At 62.0% G+C, this 16,970-nt stretch carries 15 protein-coding genes; 7 read left to right on the top strand and 8 right to left on the bottom strand.

The genetic code is table 11. The features are described from left to right. Positions 1 to 16: 16 nt before the first annotated feature. Both trkA and IF690_RS01125 read left to right on the top strand, forming a co-directional pair. Positions 17 to 1,390 (top strand): Trk system potassium transporter TrkA, encoded by a 1,374-nt coding sequence (gene trkA / locus IF690_RS01130; protein WP_202698505.1) that lies wholly within the window; start codon positions 17 to 19, stop codon positions 1,388 to 1,390. 138 nt (positions 1,391 to 1,528) lie between these two features. Then, complete coding sequence (locus IF690_RS01125) at positions 1,529 to 1,846, top strand: tetratricopeptide repeat protein (RefSeq protein ID WP_202698504.1); 318 nt, start codon at positions 1,529 to 1,531, stop codon at positions 1,844 to 1,846. Between the two features lie 165 nt (positions 1,847 to 2,011). Here IF690_RS01125 and IF690_RS01120 read toward each other — a convergent pair whose 3' ends face one another. The 3 genes from IF690_RS01120 to tag all read right to left on the bottom strand — a co-directional run bounded on the left by IF690_RS01120 (position 2,012) and on the right by tag (position 4,069). Then, positions 2,012 to 2,251, bottom strand: coding sequence for a pilus protein PilZ (locus tag IF690_RS01120; RefSeq protein WP_009041477.1), 240 nt, complete (start codon positions 2,249 to 2,251; stop codon positions 2,012 to 2,014). A gap of 70 nt (positions 2,252 to 2,321) precedes the next feature. Next, complete coding sequence (locus IF690_RS01115) at positions 2,322 to 3,209, bottom strand: lysophospholipid acyltransferase (RefSeq protein ID WP_009046222.1); 888 nt, start codon at positions 3,207 to 3,209, stop codon at positions 2,322 to 2,324. 299 nt (positions 3,210 to 3,508) lie between these two features. After that, positions 3,509 to 4,069: a DNA-3-methyladenine glycosylase I gene (tag, locus tag IF690_RS01110; protein ID WP_202698503.1), complete on the bottom strand. Its 561-nt coding sequence runs from the start codon at positions 4,067 to 4,069 to the stop codon at positions 3,509 to 3,511. Between the two features lie 81 nt (positions 4,070 to 4,150). Between tag and glyQ the strand changes: the two genes are divergently transcribed. The 4 genes from glyQ (at position 4,151) to IF690_RS01090 (ending at position 8,552) form a co-directional block, all read left to right on the top strand. Beyond that, positions 4,151 to 5,104 carry a glycine--tRNA ligase subunit alpha gene (gene glyQ, locus IF690_RS01105; RefSeq protein ID WP_003177094.1) on the top strand — a complete coding sequence of 318 codons (954 nt, stop codon included), beginning with the start codon at positions 4,151 to 4,153 and terminating at the stop codon, positions 5,102 to 5,104. Next, positions 5,101 to 7,155, top strand: coding sequence for a glycine--tRNA ligase subunit beta (glyS, locus tag IF690_RS01100; protein WP_202698502.1), 2,055 nt, complete (start codon positions 5,101 to 5,103; stop codon positions 7,153 to 7,155). The genes glyQ and glyS overlap by 4 nt, the downstream gene beginning before the upstream one ends. A gap of 7 nt (positions 7,156 to 7,162) precedes the next feature. Beyond that, positions 7,163 to 7,696, top strand: coding sequence for a D-glycero-beta-D-manno-heptose 1,7-bisphosphate 7-phosphatase (gmhB, locus tag IF690_RS01095; protein WP_202698501.1), 534 nt, complete (start codon positions 7,163 to 7,165; stop codon positions 7,694 to 7,696). 85 nt (positions 7,697 to 7,781) lie between these two features. Next, positions 7,782 to 8,552 carry a lysophospholipid acyltransferase family protein gene (locus IF690_RS01090; RefSeq protein ID WP_114761181.1) on the top strand — a complete coding sequence of 257 codons (771 nt, stop codon included), beginning with the start codon at positions 7,782 to 7,784 and terminating at the stop codon, positions 8,550 to 8,552. A 170-nt stretch (positions 8,553 to 8,722) separates the two neighbouring features. On the opposite strand, the gene IF690_RS01085 is transcribed toward IF690_RS01090, so the two are convergent. The 4 genes from IF690_RS01085 to IF690_RS01070 all read right to left on the bottom strand — a co-directional run bounded on the left by IF690_RS01085 (position 8,723) and on the right by IF690_RS01070 (position 13,523). Further along, positions 8,723 to 11,041, bottom strand: a complete 2,319-nt coding sequence (locus IF690_RS01085; protein ID WP_202698500.1) for a CHASE2 domain-containing protein — start codon at positions 11,039 to 11,041, stop codon at positions 8,723 to 8,725. A gap of 12 nt (positions 11,042 to 11,053) precedes the next feature. Beyond that, positions 11,054 to 12,040, bottom strand: coding sequence for a FecR family protein (locus tag IF690_RS01080; RefSeq protein WP_202698499.1), 987 nt, complete (start codon positions 12,038 to 12,040; stop codon positions 11,054 to 11,056). Positions 12,041 to 12,239: 199 nt separating this feature from the next. Then, positions 12,240 to 12,929: an aquaporin Z gene (aqpZ, locus tag IF690_RS01075; RefSeq protein ID WP_007921032.1), complete on the bottom strand. Its 690-nt coding sequence runs from the start codon at positions 12,927 to 12,929 to the stop codon at positions 12,240 to 12,242. A gap of 303 nt (positions 12,930 to 13,232) precedes the next feature. After that, positions 13,233 to 13,523, bottom strand: a complete 291-nt coding sequence (locus tag IF690_RS01070) for a hypothetical protein (protein ID WP_202698498.1) — start codon at positions 13,521 to 13,523, stop codon at positions 13,233 to 13,235. Positions 13,524 to 13,754: 231 nt separating this feature from the next. On the opposite strand from IF690_RS01070, the gene IF690_RS01065 reads away from it, so the two are divergent. Continuing rightward, entirely contained in the window at positions 13,755 to 14,471 is a 717-nt protein-coding gene (locus IF690_RS01065) for a response regulator transcription factor (RefSeq protein ID WP_023967686.1), read from the top strand. Between the two features lie 77 nt (positions 14,472 to 14,548). Here IF690_RS01065 and gyrB read toward each other — a convergent pair whose 3' ends face one another. Continuing rightward, positions 14,549 to 16,966, bottom strand: a complete 2,418-nt coding sequence (gyrB, locus tag IF690_RS01060; RefSeq protein ID WP_023967687.1) for a DNA topoisomerase (ATP-hydrolyzing) subunit B — start codon at positions 16,964 to 16,966, stop codon at positions 14,549 to 14,551. Positions 16,967 to 16,970 lie beyond the last annotated feature (4 nt).

The following is a 16,970-nucleotide window of genomic DNA, read 5'->3' as shown; positions in this document are numbered from 1 at the left end:
CTAAGGGAGTGACTGGATGAAAATCATCATCCTCGGAGCAGGGCAGGTGGGCGGTTCCCTGGCAGAGCATCTGGCCAGCGAAGCCAACGACATCACGGTGGTCGACACCGACGGCGATCGCCTGCGCGATCTCGGCGACCGCCTGGACATCCGTACCGTACAGGGCCGCGGTTCGCTCCCGACGGTATTGCGCCAGGCCGGCGCCGACGATGCCGACATGCTGGTCGCGGTGACCAACAGCGACGAAACCAACATGGTCGCCTGCCAGGTCGCCCACACCCTGTTCCACACCCCGACCAAGATCGCCCGGGTCCGCGAAGCGGCCTACCTGACCCGCGCCGACCTGTTCGACAACGAGGCGATTCCGGTCGACGTGCTGATCAGTCCGGAACAGGTGGTGACCAACTACATCAAGCGCCTGATCGAGCACCCCGGCGCCCTGCAGGTGATCGACTTCGCCGAAGGCAAGGCCCAACTGGTGGCGGTCCGGGCCTATTACGGCGGGCCGCTGGTGGGGCAGCAACTGCGCCAGCTGCGCGAGCACATGCCCAACGTCGACACCCGCGTGGCGGCGATCTTCCGCCGTGACCGGCCGATCCTGCCCCAGGGCGACACAGTGATCGAAGCCGACGACGAAGTGTTCTTCATCGCCGCCAAGGCCAACATCCGCGCAGTGATGAGCGAGATGCGCCGCCTCGACGAGTCCTACAAGCGCATCGTCATCGCCGGCGGCGGGCAGATCGGCGAACGCCTGGCCGAAGCCATCGAAAGCCGTTACCAGGTGAAGATCATCGAGATGAGCCCGGCGCGCTGCCGCTACCTCTCGGACAACCTCGACAGCACCGTGGTCTTGCAGGGCAGCGCCTCGGACCGCGACCTGCTGATGGAAGAGAACATCGCCGACGCCGATATCTTCCTGGCCCTGACCAACGACGACGAGGCCAACATCATGTCCTCGCTCCTGGCCAAGCGCCTGGGGGCGAAGAAGGTGATGACCATCATCAACAACCCGGCCTATGTCGACCTGATCCAGGGCGGCGATATCGATATCGCCATCAGCCCGCAACTGGCCACCATCGGCACCCTGCTGGCCCACGTGCGCCGTGGCGATATCGTCAGCGTGCACTCGCTGCGCCGTGGCGCGGCGGAAGCCATCGAGGCGATCGCCCATGGCGATGCCAAATCGAGCAAGGTGATCGGCCGCGCCATCGAGGACATCGCGCTGCCGCCAGGCACCACCATCGGCGCGATCATCCGCGACGAGGAAGTGCTGATCGCCCACGACGACACGGTGATCGAGGCCGGCGACCACGTGATTCTGTTCCTTGTGGATAAAAAACATATCCGCGATGTGGAAAAGCTGTTCCACGTGGGATTGAGCTTCTTCTGATCCAGGGCCTGTGCTGTCAGGACCGGCCCATCGCGAGCAAGCTCGCTCCTACACTGGAAGGCGTACATCCCTGTAGGAGCGAGCTTGCTCGCGATAGCGGTCTCGAATACGCCACCTAACCGTCGAAGGAACCCACCCATGCTCGAATCCCTGGAAAAAATGCTCGCCAAGGGCATGGATAGCTCGCTGCTGCGCTTCGGCCTGGGCAAGGGCTATCTGAACCTGCACGAATACGCCAAGGCCGCCGAGCACCTGCAACGTTGTGTCGGTTTCGACCCCAAGTATTCGGCGGCGTGGAAGCTGTTGGGCAAGGCCTACCAGGGGCTGGAGGATTATCCGGCGGCGCGCCAGGCCTGGGAGCAGGGCCTGGAAGCGGCCCGCGGGCATGGCGACAAACAGGCGGAAAAGGAAATGACTGTGTTCCTCAAGAAGCTCGAGCGCCAGACCAAAGGCTGACTGTAGCCGCTGCCGAGTGAGCGAGGCTGCGATCGACCGCGAAGCGGTCGTAAAACCAGGCGCTGCAATCTGCCAGACAATCCTGGTGCGCAGGTTTGGCGAGGACTGCGTCCTCGTACGCAGCCTCGCAAGCTCGGCAGCGACTACAGGCGATGTCCGCACGCTTCAGAGATAACGCAGGCCGATACCCTCGGCGTCCACCAGCACCACCTCCATCTTCACCCGTGGGGCGTTCATCGGCAGGCCTTGCACCTGGCCGTAAACCACCGCGCCCTTGGGCAGCGCCGCCAATGCCGGGTGCTTGACGTAGACCCCGCTGGCGGACAGGTTGCGCGTCTGGCCCAGGCACTCGCCGAAGCTTTCGTGCTGGATCTTGATCCTCAGGGATTTGCGCGAATCGGGCATATGCTGTGCTCTGCTTCAACCTTTGTGGATAACCTTGGGCGAAAGGTTATCCACAGATCGTGCCAGGCGGTCAGTACCAGCGTTCTTCGCCGGCCGGACGTTTCTTGAAACGCTTCATGCTCCACATGTACTGGCTCGGATAAGCCCGCACATAGCGCTCGACCACCTGGCTCATCGCCGCGCAGGAGGTTTCGGTATCGGTGCTGTACATCGCATCCGGCGCGGCTTCGAGGATCACCTTGTAGCCCGAGCCATCGGGCAGGCGCAGCGCATGCAGGAACACCCCGACCGCCTTGCCGCCGGCGAGCATGTTCGGCACGAACTTGCTGGTCAGCGCCTTGGTGGCGAAGAAAGGCACGAAGATCCCGGCGGATTCGGCCGGTTCCGGGTCGGCGGGAATACCCACCGCACCACCTTTGCGCACTTCCTTGATAACGCTGAGGATGCCTTCCTTGGTCGAGGCCGCCACGCGGTTGCCCAGCTGGACCCGCTGCTTGCGCAGCAGTTCGTCCACCGCCTTGAGCTTCGGCGGACGGTAGAAAATGATCGGTTTGCATTGGCTGCAATAGAAGTGGTTGAGCACTTCCCAGTTGCCCAGGTGGCTGGTGATGCCCACCACGCCCTTGCCCGACGCCAGCGCCTCTTGCAGCACCTCGAGGCCCTCGACTTCACGCACCAGGGCGATCGAACGCTCGGCCGGCCAGATCCAGGCACAGGCGCTCTCGGTGAGGGACTTGCCGATGTCTTTCAGGCTCTGTCCCACCAGACGCTCGCGCTCGGCGGCGTCCATCTGCGGAAAGCACTTGGCCAGGTTGATCCGCACCACATCGCGGGAACGGTTGGGGGTCTTCCACATGATCCAGCCAATGGCCGAACCGACCGCCTGCACCGCGCGCCAGGGCAGCAGGGCAAACAATCGCAGAGCGCCTACCAGCAGGGCGCCTTTAAACTTATCCACAGGTGACTCCTGATATCCGGGCCATGAACCTTGTCGCAAGCCGGTTATTCTAACCGGCCATCACAGGCTGTGTGAAAACGTCGCGAGTGAAGGCAAGACAAGGCGCAACGACCAGCGGGAGTAACAGCCAAGGGCTGGCCCGAAGGGTGAGCGCAGCGAATCAAAACAGGCGAGGAACGGCTGGGGCCGCATTCGACTTTAGGGGCCTAAATGGGCATTCCGATCGGACTCGCGCACGAGCCTGTTTTTAACGCCGTATTGCCTGCGTAGCGTCGAAGGCGCCCAGCGCGCAGCAGTTTTCACACAGCCTGTGGAGCGAGGATGGCGTAGCGATCGCAGTCCCGGGTGTGATCCATCACCATGCCCGAAGCCTGCATCAGCGCATAACAGATGGTCGGCCCGACAAAGGTGAAGCCGGCCTTTTTCAGCCCCTTGCTCATTGCCTCGGCCTCTGGGGTCACCGCCGGGACCTCGCTGCGATCCTTGAAATGATTGATCCTGGGCACCCCGCCGACGAACGACCAGAGGAATTCCACCGGGTCCTCCAGCGCCATCCAGGCCTGGGCGTTGCGCCGGGCAGCGGTGAGTTTCAGGCGATTGCGGATGATCCCGGGATCGAGCATCAACTCGTCGATTTGTGCATCGCTCATCTGCGCCACGCGCTGCACGTCGAAGCCGAACAGCACCTGGCGATAGCGCTCGCGCTTCTTCAGGACGGTGATCCAGGACAGGCCGGCCTGGAACCCTTCGAGCAATAACAACTCGAACAATCGCTGCGCATCGCGTAGCGGCACGCCCCACTCCTGATCGTGGTACGCCATGTACAGGGGATCTTCGTTGCACCAAAAGCAGCGTGGCATAAGGCTCCAGTGGGCGTGCGCACAACTGAATCGGGTATACTCCCGCTCTTTAAATCGCAGCCCAAGTAACAGGTGAATTTCGTGAGCCAGCCTACGCCAGCCGTGCGTACCTTCCAAGACTTGATCCTCGCCCTCCAGCAATACTGGGCCGAGCAAGGTTGTGTGGTACTTCAGCCCTACGATATGGAAGTAGGCGCCGGCACTTTCCATACCGCCACGTTCCTGCGCGCCATCGGCCCGGAAACCTGGAACGCCGCTTATGTGCAGCCCAGTCGTCGCCCGACTGACGGCCGCTACGGCGAAAACCCGAACCGTCTGCAGCACTACTATCAGTTCCAGGTGGTCTTGAAGCCGAACCCGGAGAACTTCCAGGAGCTGTACCTGGGCTCGCTCAAGCACGTTGGCCTCGACCCGCTGGTGCACGACATCCGCTTCGTCGAAGACAACTGGGAATCGCCGACCCTTGGGGCCTGGGGCCTGGGCTGGGAAGTCTGGCTCAACGGCATGGAAGTGACCCAGTTCACCTATTTCCAGCAAGCCGGCGGCATCGAGTGCTACCCGGTGACCGGCGAGATCACCTATGGCCTGGAACGCCTGGCCATGTACCTGCAGGGCGTGGACTCGGTCTACGACCTGGTCTGGGCCGACGGCCCGTTCGGCAAGGTCACCTACGGCGACGTGTTCCACCAGAACGAAGTGGAGCAGTCGACCTACAACTTCGAACACGCCAACGTCGAGAAGCTGTTCGAACTGTTCGATTTCTACGAAAGCGAAGCCAAGCGCCTGATCGAGCTGGATCAGCCGCTGCCGTTGCCGAGCTATGAAATGGTCCTCAAGGCCTCGCACACCTTCAACCTGCTGGATGCCCGTCGCGCGATCTCCGTGACCGCGCGCCAGCAGTACATCCTGCGTGTGCGCACCCTGGCGCGTTCCGTCGCGCAAGCCTACCTGCTGGCCCGGGCCAAGCTGGGCTTCCCGATGGCAACGCCGGACCTGCGTGATGAAGTGTTGGCTAAGTTGGAGGCGGCACAATGAGTGCGCAAGATTTTCTGGTTGAACTAGGCACTGAAGAACTGCCACCCAAAGCCCTGAACACCCTGGCCGAAGCCTTCCTGGGCGGTATCGAAAAAGGCCTGCAGGCCGCCGGCCTGAACTTCGAGACCAAGCACGTCTACGCTGCGCCACGCCGCCTGGCGGTACTGATCAGCGGCCTGGCCACCCAGCAGCCGGATCGCAGCATCAACCTCGACGGCCCGCCGCGTCAGGCCGCCTTCGACGCCGAAGGCAACCCGACCCAGGCCGCCCTGGGCTTCGCCAAGAAATGTGGCGTGGACCTGAGCGAAATCGACCAGAGCGGGCCGAAGCTGCGCTACAGCCAGAGCATCAAGGGCAAGCCGACCGCCAGCCTGCTGCCGACCATCGTCGAAGACTCGCTGAACGACCTGCCGATTCCGAAACGCATGCGTTGGGCCGCGCGCAAGGAAGAGTTCGTGCGTCCGACCCAATGGCTGGTGATGCTGCTCGGTGACCAGGTCATCGACTGCACCATCCTCGCCCAGAAAGCCGGCCGCGACTCCCGTGGCCACCGCTTCCATCACCCGCAAAGCGTGCGCATCACCTCGCCGGCCAACTACCTGGACGACCTGCGTGCCGCCTATGTGCTGGCCGACGCCAACGAGCGTCGCGAGCTGATCGGCAAGCGCACCGAAGAACTGGCGCGCCTGCAGGAAGGTACTGCCATCGTTCCAGCCGATTTGCTGGACGAAGTGACCGCCCTGGTGGAATGGCCGGTGCCGTTGGTGTGTTCGTTCGAGGAACGCTTCCTCGAAGTGCCGCAGGAAGCCCTGATCACCACCATGCAGGACAACCAGAAGTACTTCTGCCTGCTGGACGTCGACGGCAAGCTGCTGCCGCGCTTCATCACCGTGGCCAACATCGAAAGCAAGGACCCGCGCCAGATCATCGAGGGCAACGAGAAAGTCGTTCGCCCACGCCTGACCGACGCCGAGTTCTTCTTCAAGCAGGACAAGAAACAGAAGCTCGAAGACTTCAACCAGCGCCTGCAGAACGTGGTGTTCCAGGAAAAGCTGGGCAGCGTCTACGACAAGGCCGAGCGCGTCTCGAAACTGGCCGCGTTCATCGCCCCGCGCATCGGCGGCGACGCCCAGCGTGCCGCGCGCGCGGGCCTGCTGTCGAAATGCGACCTGGCCACCGAGATGGTCGGCGAGTTCCCGGAAATGCAAGGCATCGCCGGTTACTACTACGCCCTCAATGACGGCGAACCAGAAGACGTCGCCCTGGCGCTGAACGAGCAGTACATGCCGCGCGGCGCCGGCGCCGAGCTGCCAAGCACCGTCACCGGTGCCGCCGTGGCCATCGCCGACAAGCTCGACACCCTGGTCGGCATCTTCGGCATCGGCATGCTGCCAACCGGCAGCAAGGACCCGTACGCACTGCGTCGGGCCGCGCTGGGCGTGCTGCGCATCCTGATCGACAAGAAGCTCGACCTGGACCTGACCGAAGCCGTGGCGTTCGCCGTCAGCGCGTTCGGCAGCAAGGTCAAGAGCGCCGGCCTGGCCGATCAGGTCCTGGAGTTCGTCTTCGACCGTCTGCGTGCCCGTTACGAAGACGAAGGCGTGGATGTCGCCACCTACCTGTCGGTCCGTGCCCTGAAGCCGGGTTCGGCCCTGGACTTCGACCAGCGCGTACAGGCCGTGCAGGCCTTCCGCAAGCTGCCGGAAGCCGCCGCGCTGGCCGCGGTGAACAAGCGCGTCTCGAACCTGCTGAGCAAGGTCGAAGGCAGCGTGCCGACCACCGTGGAAGCCAAGTACTTCGACAACGCCAACGAGTTCTCCCTGTACTCGGCGATCCAGCAAGCGGACCAGGCCGTGCAGCCGATGGCCGCGGCGCGTCAGTACAGCGAGACCCTGGCCCGCCTGGCCGCCCTGCGCGAGCCGGTCGACGCCTTCTTCGAGAAGGTGATGGTCAACGCCGAAGACGCCAACGTGCGGGCCAACCGCTACGCGCTGCTGGCACGCCTGCGGGGTCTGTTCCTCGGTGTCGCCGACATCTCGTTGCTGGGGTAAGGCGTACGTGAAGCTGCTGATTCTCGATCGGGACGGAGTGATCAATTACGACTCCGACGCTTACATCAAATCGGTGGAGGAGTGGATTCCACTCCCCGGCTCGGTCGAAGCCATCGCGCAGTTGAGCAAGGCCGGCTGGACGGTAGCGGTCGCTACCAACCAGTCGGGCATCGCTCGCGGTTACTACGATGTCGCCACCCTCGACGCCATGCACGAGCGCCTGCGTGCCCTGGTGGCCGAGCAGGGTGGCGAACTCGGCCTCATCGTGTACTGCCCCCATGGCCCGGACGAAGGTTGCGCCTGCCGCAAACCCAAGCCCGGCATGTTGCAGACCATTGCCCGGCACTACGAAGTGGATCTGTCTGGTCTATGGTTTGTGGGTGACAGTCTCGGTGACCTGGAAGCCGCAAAAGCCGTCGACTCTCAGCCAGTTTTGGTAAAGACCGGGAAAGGCGAAAAGACTCTGGGGAAAACCCTACCGGTAGGCACCTTGATTTTTGACGACCTGGCGGCAGTTGCCGCTGAACTTATCCACAATTAGAGAGTTCTTCTGACATCCTGGCCAAGGATTGTTCGGGAGTGCGCTTTTTTAGAGGCGGGCAATGCCCGCAACGGTAAACGCCGCTATGTCGATCCTGCAGGCAATCAGAACCTTCTTCTTTTACCTGCTGCTGGGCACCAGTTCATTGCTGTGGTGCTCTCTGAGCTTTTTTATCGCGCCCTTCCTGCCGTTCAAGGCGCGCTATCGCTTTATCAACGTCTATTGGTGCCGCTGCGCATTGTGGCTGACCAAGGTGTTTCTCAAGATCAACGTGGAAGTGAAGGGCGCGGAAAACGTCCCCGAGCGTCCTTGCGTGATTGTCTCGAACCACCAGAGCACCTGGGAGACGTTCTTTCTCTCGGCCTATTTCGAACCGCTGAGCCAAGTGCTCAAGCGTGAACTGCTGTACGTGCCGTTCTTCGGCTGGGCCATGGCCATGCTGCGGCCGATCGCCATCGATCGCGACAACCCCAAGGCCGCGCTCAAGCAGGTCGCCAGCAAGGGCGACGAGCTGCTCAAGGACAATGTCTGGGTGCTGATCTTCCCGGAAGGCACGCGGGTGCCTTACGGCCAGATGGGCAAGTTCTCCCGCAGCGGCAGCGCCCTGGCGGTCAACGCCGACTTGCCGGTGCTGCCGGTGGCGCACAACGCCGGCAAATACTGGCCGAAGACCGGCTGGGTCAGGCACCCCGGCACCATCACCGTGGTAATCGGTGCGCCGATGTACGCCGAAGGCTCCGGACCACGGGCCATCGCCGAGCTCAACGACCGGGTCGCGGCCTGGAATGAGCAGGCGCAGCGGGACATGGGTTCGCTGCCTCCGGTAGCCGCGGCGCCGGACAAAATGGCCATCTGAGTGTCTGTGGATAACCTGTGTACCGTTTTATCGGAAATCGCTATATAAAATTAGTAAACATATGATTTATATACATATTTTATAAACCCATAAAATACCGAAAAACGTGCATAAGTTTTCTGGATGCGAAAAAACCGGCCTGAAGCCGGTTTTTTTTCTCCTGTCGATCTTCAGTCCGTAAGCAGGGGTAATTGCAGGCTGAAGGTCGTCCCCTCGCCAACCACGCTACGGCAGACAATCCGCCCTTCATGCCGGTCGACCACCGCCTTGACCATCGACAACCCCAGCCCCAGGCCTTCGCTGCCCTGGGCCGAGGCGAAGCGCTGGTACTGCACGAACAGCTGCGGCAGCTCATCGGCCGCAATGCCTTTGCCCTGGTCGGTGATATCGCAAGTCAGCCAACCTTCCGTACAAGCGACTTGTACCCGGACGGTCGAGCCCGACGGGCTGTACTTGATGGCGTTTTCCAGCAGATTGAACAAGGCCCGGGTCAGCAGGGACTGATCGGCCAGCACCATGCCTTCGGCGTCGTCGTCGAGGTCATGCACCAGCTGGATGTTTTTCAGCTGGGCGATGGTCATGGCCTGGTCGAACGCATCCAGCACCAGCATGGCGAACATGCTCGGCTGGAACTGATAGGCCTCGGACTCGGCCTTCGCCAGTTGCACGAAGGCTTCGGTGAGCCCCAGGGCGCGACGCACCTGCAGTTCGATCTGGCTGTAGATCCGCGTGTCGCCCGAGCCTTGGTGCCGCTGTACATCGAGCAAGGCCAGGATCGCCGAATGGGGCGCGCGCAGGTCATGGGACAGGAAGCGCAACAGCGTGGCCCGCTGCTGCTCGGCATCCCGTTCGAGGCTCAGGTCGGTGAGGCTCAGCAGCCAGCCGATCGGCGTATCGCTGTCGATCGGCAGCAAGGGCGCCAGGTCCACGCGCAGGCTGCGCTGCTCGATATCGCGAAATTCCAACGGCTGCAGTTGCGACAGGGCAGGACGTTGCGCCTCCTGCAAGCCGGGATAACCCAGGCCGGCCAATTGCTGGACCAGGTCCTCGCCGATCAGGGCGCTGCCGAACACTTCGCGGGCGTTGCGGTTGGCCAGCAGCACACGGCCGTCCGGATCGCTGATCAGGGTGGCCACCGGCAGGTATTCCAGGCCGTCGGCAATGAACCGGCGGGTATCGCGGGTGCGGCTCAAGGCCTGCTCCAGGGCTACGATCTGCCCCTGCAGCACGTCCCCGACGGGGGTCTGGGTGCGCCGGCGCTCGGGCAATACCTTGGGCTCGCTGTCCAGGCGTGCCAGTTCCCAGCCGAAATAGGCCAGGATCACGCTCAGGCGACGCCAGTTCCAGATCAGGTAGGCCAGCAGCATCCCCAACAGGCTGGCCACCGGCGGCCACCACAGGCCCAGGCGCAGCAGCCCGGCCGAACCGAGCAGGGCAGCCGCCATGCAGGCCAGGGTCAGCCACAACGCGTGCCGCGGCCGCACCAGCAGCAATCCCAGCAAGGCCGCCACCAGCAGCACTGACAGCGCCGCGGCCGGCCATTGCCCCAGGGCGACGATAGTGCGCTGCTGTAACAAGCCGTTGAGCAGATTGGCCTGGATCTCGATACCTGGGGTGGTCCCGACGCTGGCCGACTGCGGAGTGACATAACGGTCGCCCAGGCCGGGCGCGGTGGTGCCGATCAGGATCAGCTTGTCGCGCAACAGCTCCGGCGGCACTTCACCGCGCAATACGCTGACATAGGGAACACTGGGGAATCCGGCCTGGGAGCTGATGAAGGGGATACGTATAGGGTTGCTGCGCAGCCAGCCCTGGGTGATCTGCGCGGTGTCCGAGCCGGGCATCGGCAGGGCAGTGCCCGCCGGGTGCGCCTGTTGATAAAGCAGCCAGGCCAATTGTGCCTTCGGCGCCTGCGGTGGGCCTTCGCGCAGATAGACGCTGCGGACCGTGCCGTCGGTATCGGCCTCGGCATTGATATGGCCGACGGCCTTGGCGCACTGACTCAATGGAGGCACCGGCTCGATCTCACCCAGCGGCTGACCGTAGCGGGCCACGCTCTCGCGCAGCAGGGGCAGGAAGACCTGGCCCTCGCGGCAGACTGCCTGGGCCAGGCGTTGATCGTTCTCGGGGACGCTGTCGGGTTCGCTGAAGATCACGTCGAACAGCACGCCCTGGACCTTGGCCGCCGTCAGCCGATCCAGCAGGTCGGCGTGCAAGGTGCGCGGCCAGGGCCACTGGCCCAGCTGCTGCAGGCTGTAGTCGTCGATGGTGATCAGCAGCAGTCGTGAATCGACTGGCAACGGGCTGAGCCGCCGCAGGTTGTCATACAGCAGGTTATTCAGTGCCAGCCCATGGCTCAGCGACAACAGGGCGGTCAAGGGCAGCAGGATCAGGCTGACCCATGCCCATTCCCGCACCAGACCGCCAAACAGGCGTTGGGCTTGCGTCGGCTCCCGGCCCTCGGGTCGGCGCCAGCGCCTCACCGACAAACCGCCGCGCACTTACTGAACACGCGTGGTCCTGGGGTAATAGAAGATGTCATAGACCCCCGTCTCTCCTTCGAGTCCGTGCTCATCGAAAGCAGAAAGGCGGACATGATAAAAAAAGGCTTCCAGGCCGCTGAAGTTGACTTCCGGCGTGCTGGAGAACTGTTCCTGCTTGATATTGAGGAAGCTTTTGTCGGTCGCCACCTGCGCCCGGTAACGCTTGGCGCCCGGCAAGGGCTTCATGATCAGCTGCCAGGCCGGCAGATCGCCCGTCTGGCCCGCCTGGCCCATCAGTTGCGGCGCTGGCAACAGATCGACCGGCTTCAGCGGGCCTTCTTTCTGGATCCGCAAACCTTGGCGAGCCATGACCTGCACTTCACCGGGAACCGGCCCGGCCGGTTTATCCACAGGGCGTTTCTTGCCCTTGGTGTTTTTCGGCGCCTCGTCATCTTCGCGGTTGACCGCTACCTGGCCGTTGAGCACTTCCACCAGCGACTGCTGATCGTCGTTACGCACCCGGAAGTGCGTACCCCGTACCCCCAGCACGCCGATAGGCGTGACGATCTGGAAACGGTCGTAGTCGCTTGGACGCTTGATGACATAGGATTCGATCTGCCCCTGCTCGAGCGCAACCTGGGGGATTGCATGTTCTTCATTCAGGTGCAGGGTGATCTGGGAACTGGAGGGCAGTACCACCAGCGAGCCATCACCCAGGGACAGGCTGACGAATGCCGAAGGCGAGGTCTTCACCCCTTCAAGCTCATCGACGCTCATGCCTTCTTCCAAGGGCACCTGGTTGCCCTTGGCATCCAGCTTCCAGGCTTCGCCCGTGAGGTGCTCGACCGTCGCCGGCAGCGGCTGGCCACGGCATTGCTGGTTTTCATCGATATAGGGAGGACGCTTGGGCGCGGCAATGGCAGCCTGCACCGTGGAAAAGGCCAGTGTGCTGCCGAGAAGAAATGAAACGAGCATGGCCCGGTGGCGGATGTGCAAGGAGGTCATGGGTTCATGGGTCCGTAGTCGCGCTCTTCTGAAGTCCGTGCCATTAGAACTGCATTGTTAGCGTTCTGACCATACCTCTTGAACCAAGGCCGGCCAGGGTCATTCCGTTACGGGACAAACAGCACAACCGCTAAAGAGCGGCTGCGCTGTTTGGCTCCATGCCGGCCGGATGCGAATCAGCGCATCCGGCCCGCTCAGCTCAGTCCCGCTCGATGGAGATCAACCGATAGGCCAGGGCTCCCAGCCCTGCGCCCAACAGCGGTGCTACCCAGAACAGCCACAGCTGGGACACTGCCCACTCGCCGGCGAAGAAGGCGACCGCGGTGCTGCGGGCCGGGTTGACCGAGGTATTGGTGACCGGAATGCTGATCAGGTGGATCAGGGTCAGCGTCAGGCCAATGGCAATCGGGGCAAAACCGGCTGGCGCACGCTTGGCGGTGGCACCCAGGATGATCAGGAGGAACATCGCCGTGAGCACGACTTCGGTCAACAGAGCAGCGAACATCGAGTAACCGCCAGGCGAATGTTCACCGTACCCGTTGGCCGCGAAGCCCGCCGAAGCGTCGAATCCGACCTTGCCGGAGGCGATCAGGAACAACACGCCACCCGCGGCGAGTCCACCGAGCACCTGGGCGACGATATAAGGCAGCAGTCGGCTACCCGGGAAACGCCCGCTCAGCCACAGGCCAACCGAGACCGCAGGGTTGAGGTGAGCCCCGGAAATCGGACCCAATGCGTAAGCCATGGTCAGGACGCTCAGGCCAAAGGCCAGGGCTACTCCCAGATAACCGATCCCGAACTGCGGGACGCCGGCCGCCAGCACGGCGCTCCCGCACCCGCCCAGGACCAACCAGAACGTACCGAAAAACTCAGCGCCGAATGTCTTCATCAGAGGCCTTCACAGATAAAAATGAGGAGTTGTTTGTTGGCTGGCGGTGTCTTGGGGCCGCGCGGGAGAGGAGGGATGACACATCCCTGTGTCGGAGCATTACGTCCTGAGGAGGCACTCCCTGTATTCCCCTGTACTGCAAACCGAAGACAAGCCCCGGCCTGACGTCCGCCAATCCGGCGGTTGACACTCCCTGTGTCGGAGCACTTCCGATTGCCCCTGTGTGCCACTCAGCGACTACGAATTTACCGGCATGGTGTGGGGACCGGGCCGGTTTGCAATATTTGTTCAGAATTGTCTGATCTAGAACACCCAACGCTGCTGCTCCTGATAGACCATAGGCTGTGCCGTCTGTGTCTGTGGCGCGCTGATCGGGGCGAACCCCTGGGAGTCGCTGAATCCGATAGTGGTTACGGACGGGCTGAAATAACGCTGCACCGGCAAGGCATAGTCCGAAGACGGCAGCGCAGGCTGCTCTGCGGTCGAACCCAGGCTCAGGCAAGCCGCGAGCATCAGTGTGGTAAATCGAGCCAGGTCCGCTGCCTGCGCAATGCCTGCGTAGAGCAACCGCCCCTTCCCCAGGATGTTCTCCATAGTCCTTTTCCTTGCACGTTCGAGCCGGTATCGTTCTGCAATGAATGCAGGCCGGATGGACAGTGCTCCTGTCGGCTACCGGCTATATGACATCAGCGTACCGAGCAAAGGTGTGAACCAGAGCAATTCGCCACAATTGTTCAGATTCGTCTGATCAGCCTAAACTCAGCGCCAGGAAAGGCCTCAACTAAAGCCATCAGCACTCTCTCGCGATAAAAGGAACTGCCCCGCATGCGTGTCGCAATACTGGATGACGAGCCCGCCGAACTGGCGCGGGTGGAACAGACACTGCGACAGATCCCCGGCCCCGGGGAACAGCCATGGACGCTGCACAGCTTCGAGCGGGGCGAGGACCTGCTGCGGCAGCTACGGCGCGAAACCTTCGACCTGCTGATTCTTGACTGGCAGCTGCCGGACCTCAGCGGACTCTCGCTGCTACGCTGGACCCGCGAGCACATGGAGGCGCCGCCGCCGGCCATCATGCTCACCAGCCGCGATGCCGAGAGCGATATCGTCCAGGCCCTGAACACTGGTGCCGACGACTATGTGAGCAAACCTTTCCGCCCCAACGAACTCAAGGCACGGGTGACCGCCGTCCTGCGCCGCCACGGCTTGCAGCGTTCGGCGGCTGTCGAGGTGCAGACCTTCAACGACCTGGCCTTCGATGATGCCGAGCTGACCGTGACCCGCGCCGGCAACCCGATCAGCCTCACCGAACGCGAGTACCGCCTGGCCCGCTGCCTGTTCGCCAACCTGGGTCGGCCGTTATCCCGGGAATACCTCTACGAACGTTTCTGGACCCATGAGGAAATCGTCTCCTCCCGCCCCCTGGACACCCATATCTACCGCTTGCGCAACAAGCTGGGGCTGACTGCGGATCGTGGCTGGCAGTTGCTGACCATCTATGGTTATGGCTATCGCCTGGAAAGTGTCTCGGCGGCGGAGTAGGGCGCCTACTTTTAACCGGTAATAAAAAAGGCCAACGCTAAGCGTTGGCCTTTTTCATTTCGGCGATGCAACCCGGATCAGAAGTCCAGGTTGGATACCGCCAGGGCGTTGCTTTCGATGAAGTCACGACGAGGCTCGACCGCATCACCCATCAGGGTGTTGAAGATCTGGTCGGCGCCGATGGCGTCTTCGATGGTGACCTTGAGCATGCGGCGCACGCTTGGGTCCATGGTGGTTTCCCACAGCTGATCCGGGTTCATCTCGCCCAGACCTTTGTATCGCTGGATGGTGTGGCGCTTGGTGCTTTCGGTCATCAGCCAGTCCAGGGCTTCCTTGAACTCGGTCACCGCCTTCTTGCGTTCACCGCGCTGAATATAAGCGCCTTCGTCCAGCAGGGAACTCAGTTGAGCGCCGAGGGTGACGACGGTCTTGTAGTCATTGCTGCCGAAGAAGTCGCGGTTGAAGGTGACGTAGTTCGACAGGCCGTGGGAGATCAGTTCGACCTCTGGCAGCCAGACATTACGCTCACGGTCTTCACGCAGGCTGGCCTTGTAGACCAGGCCGGACTTCTCGACGGTGCGCAGGCGGACTTCATATTGGGCCAGCCAATCCTGCATCGCCGCGTGATCGGAGAGTTGCTCCAGGCTCACGGCCGGCAGGTAGATGAAGTGCTCGGTCAGCTCCTGAGGGTACAGGCGCGACAGACGCTTGAGGGTCTTCATGACCATGCGGAAGTCGTTCACCAGGCGCTCTAGCGCCTCGCCGGAAATACCCGGTGCATCTTCGTTCAGGTGCAGGCTCGCATCTTCCAGGGCCGACTGCGTCATGTACTCTTCCATGGCGTCGTCGTCTTTGATGTATTGCTCTTGCTTGCCTTTCTTGACCTTGTACAGCGGCGGTTGAGCGATGTAGATGTAGCCACGCTCGATCAGCTCCGGCAGCTGACGGAAGAAGAAGGTCAGCAGCAGGGTACGGATGTGCGAACCGTCGACGTCGGCGTCGGTCATGATGATGATGTTGTGATAACGCAGCTTGTCGATGTTGTACTCTTCGCGGCCGATGCCGCAACCGAGTGCAGTGATCAAGGTGCCAACCTCTTGCGAGGAAATCATCTTGTCGAAGCGCGCTTTCTCGACGTTAAGGATCTTGCCCTTGAGTGGCAGAATCGCCTGGGTCTTACGGTTGCGTCCCTGCTTGGCGGAGCCGCCAGCAGAGTCACCTTCCACCAGGTAGAGTTCGGAAAGAGCAGGGTCTTTTTCCTGGCAGTCCGCCAGTTTTCCCGGCAGGCCGGCGATATCCAGTGCGCCTTTACGACGGGTCATCTCACGAGCCTTACGCGCCGCTTCACGGGCACGGGCGGCGTCGAGCATCTTGCCGACCACCAGCTTGGCTTCGTTCGGGTTTTCCAACAGGAAGTCGGAGAAGTACTTGCCCATTTCCTGTTCGACCGCGGTCTTCACTTCGGAAGACACCAGCTTGTCTTTGGTCTGGGAGCTGAACTTCGGATCCGGCACCTTGACCGAAATGATCGCGGTCAGGCCTTCACGGGCATCGTCACCGGTGGTGGCGACCTTGTGCTTCTTCGCCAGACCTTCCTGTTCGATGTAGTTGTTCAGGTTGCGCGTCAGTGCCGAACGGAAGCCCACCAGGTGGGTGCCGCCGTCACGCTGCGGAATGTTGTTGGTGAAGCACTGCAGGTTTTCGTTGAAGCTGTCGTTCCACTGCAGGGCGATTTCCACGCCGATGCCGTCTTCACGCTGCACGTTGAAGTGGAACACCTGGTTGACCGCGGTTTTGTTGGTGTTCAGGTATTCAACGAAGGCGCGCAGACCACCTTCGTACTTGAACAGTTCTTCCTTGCCGCTGCGTTCGTCCTTCAGAACGATACCGACACCGGAGTTGAGGAAGGACAGTTCACGAATCCGCTTGGCCAGGATGTCCCAGCTGAAATGGATATTCTTGAAGGTCTCACTGGACGCCTTGAAGTGAATCTGGGTACCCGTGGTTTCGCTGTCACCGACGATCGCCATAGGCGCCTGAGGCACACCGTGAACGTAGGTCTGTTCCCAGATCTTGCCACTGCGGCGAACGGTCAGGACCAGTTCTTCGGACAGGGCGTTCACTACCGACACACCCACACCGTGCAGACCGCCGGATACTTTGTAGGAGTTGTCGTCGAACTTACCGCCGGCGTGCAGCACGGTCATGATGACCTCGGCCGCGGAAACGCCTTCTTCTTTATGCACGTCTACCGGAATACCGCGACCGTTGTCACGCACGGTAATGGATTCGTCCGGGTGGATGATGATGCTGATGTCGTCGCAGTGGCCGGCCAGAGCTTCGTCGATCGAGTTATCGACCACCTCGAACACCATATGGTGCAGACCGCTGCCATCGTCGGTGTCACCAATGTACATACCGGGACGTTTGCGTACGGCATCCAAACCTTTCAGCACTTTAATGCTGCTCGAGTCGTACGTGTTTTCTTCGCTCATGCCT

The organism is Pseudomonas sp. SK3(2021) (assembly GCF_016772375.1).
In the GTDB taxonomy this organism is placed as follows: Bacteria; Pseudomonadota; Gammaproteobacteria; order Pseudomonadales; family Pseudomonadaceae; genus Aquipseudomonas; species Aquipseudomonas chlororaphis_I.
This window is presented reverse-complemented; position numbering and strand designations above follow the sequence as displayed.

What these genes read in the sequence shown, in the direction of transcription:
- trkA (WP_202698505.1), top strand. Translation starts at nt 17, where the DNA reads ATGAAAATCATCATCCTCGGAGCAGGGCAGGTGGGCGGTTCCCTGGCA.
- IF690_RS01125 (WP_202698504.1), top strand. Translation starts at nt 1,529, where the DNA reads ATGCTCGAATCCCTGGAAAAAATGCTCGCCAAGGGCATGGATAGCTCG.
- IF690_RS01120 (WP_009041477.1), bottom strand. Translation starts at nt 2,251, where the DNA reads ATGCCCGATTCGCGCAAATCCCTGAGGATCAAGATCCAGCACGAAAGC.
- tag (WP_202698503.1), bottom strand. Translation starts at nt 4,069, where the DNA reads ATGCCACGCTGCTTTTGGTGCAACGAAGATCCCCTGTACATGGCGTAC.
- glyS (WP_202698502.1), top strand. Translation starts at nt 5,101, where the DNA reads ATGAGTGCGCAAGATTTTCTGGTTGAACTAGGCACTGAAGAACTGCCA.
- IF690_RS01090 (WP_114761181.1), top strand. Translation starts at nt 7,782, where the DNA reads ATGTCGATCCTGCAGGCAATCAGAACCTTCTTCTTTTACCTGCTGCTG.
- IF690_RS01080 (WP_202698499.1), bottom strand. Translation starts at nt 12,040, where the DNA reads ATGACCTCCTTGCACATCCGCCACCGGGCCATGCTCGTTTCATTTCTT.
- aqpZ (WP_007921032.1), bottom strand. Translation starts at nt 12,929, where the DNA reads ATGAAGACATTCGGCGCTGAGTTTTTCGGTACGTTCTGGTTGGTCCTG.
- IF690_RS01070 (WP_202698498.1), bottom strand. Translation starts at nt 13,523, where the DNA reads ATGGAGAACATCCTGGGGAAGGGGCGGTTGCTCTACGCAGGCATTGCG.
- IF690_RS01065 (WP_023967686.1), top strand. Translation starts at nt 13,755, where the DNA reads ATGCGTGTCGCAATACTGGATGACGAGCCCGCCGAACTGGCGCGGGTG.
- gyrB (WP_023967687.1), bottom strand. Translation starts at nt 16,966, where the DNA reads ATGAGCGAAGAAAACACGTACGACTCGAGCAGCATTAAAGTGCTGAAA.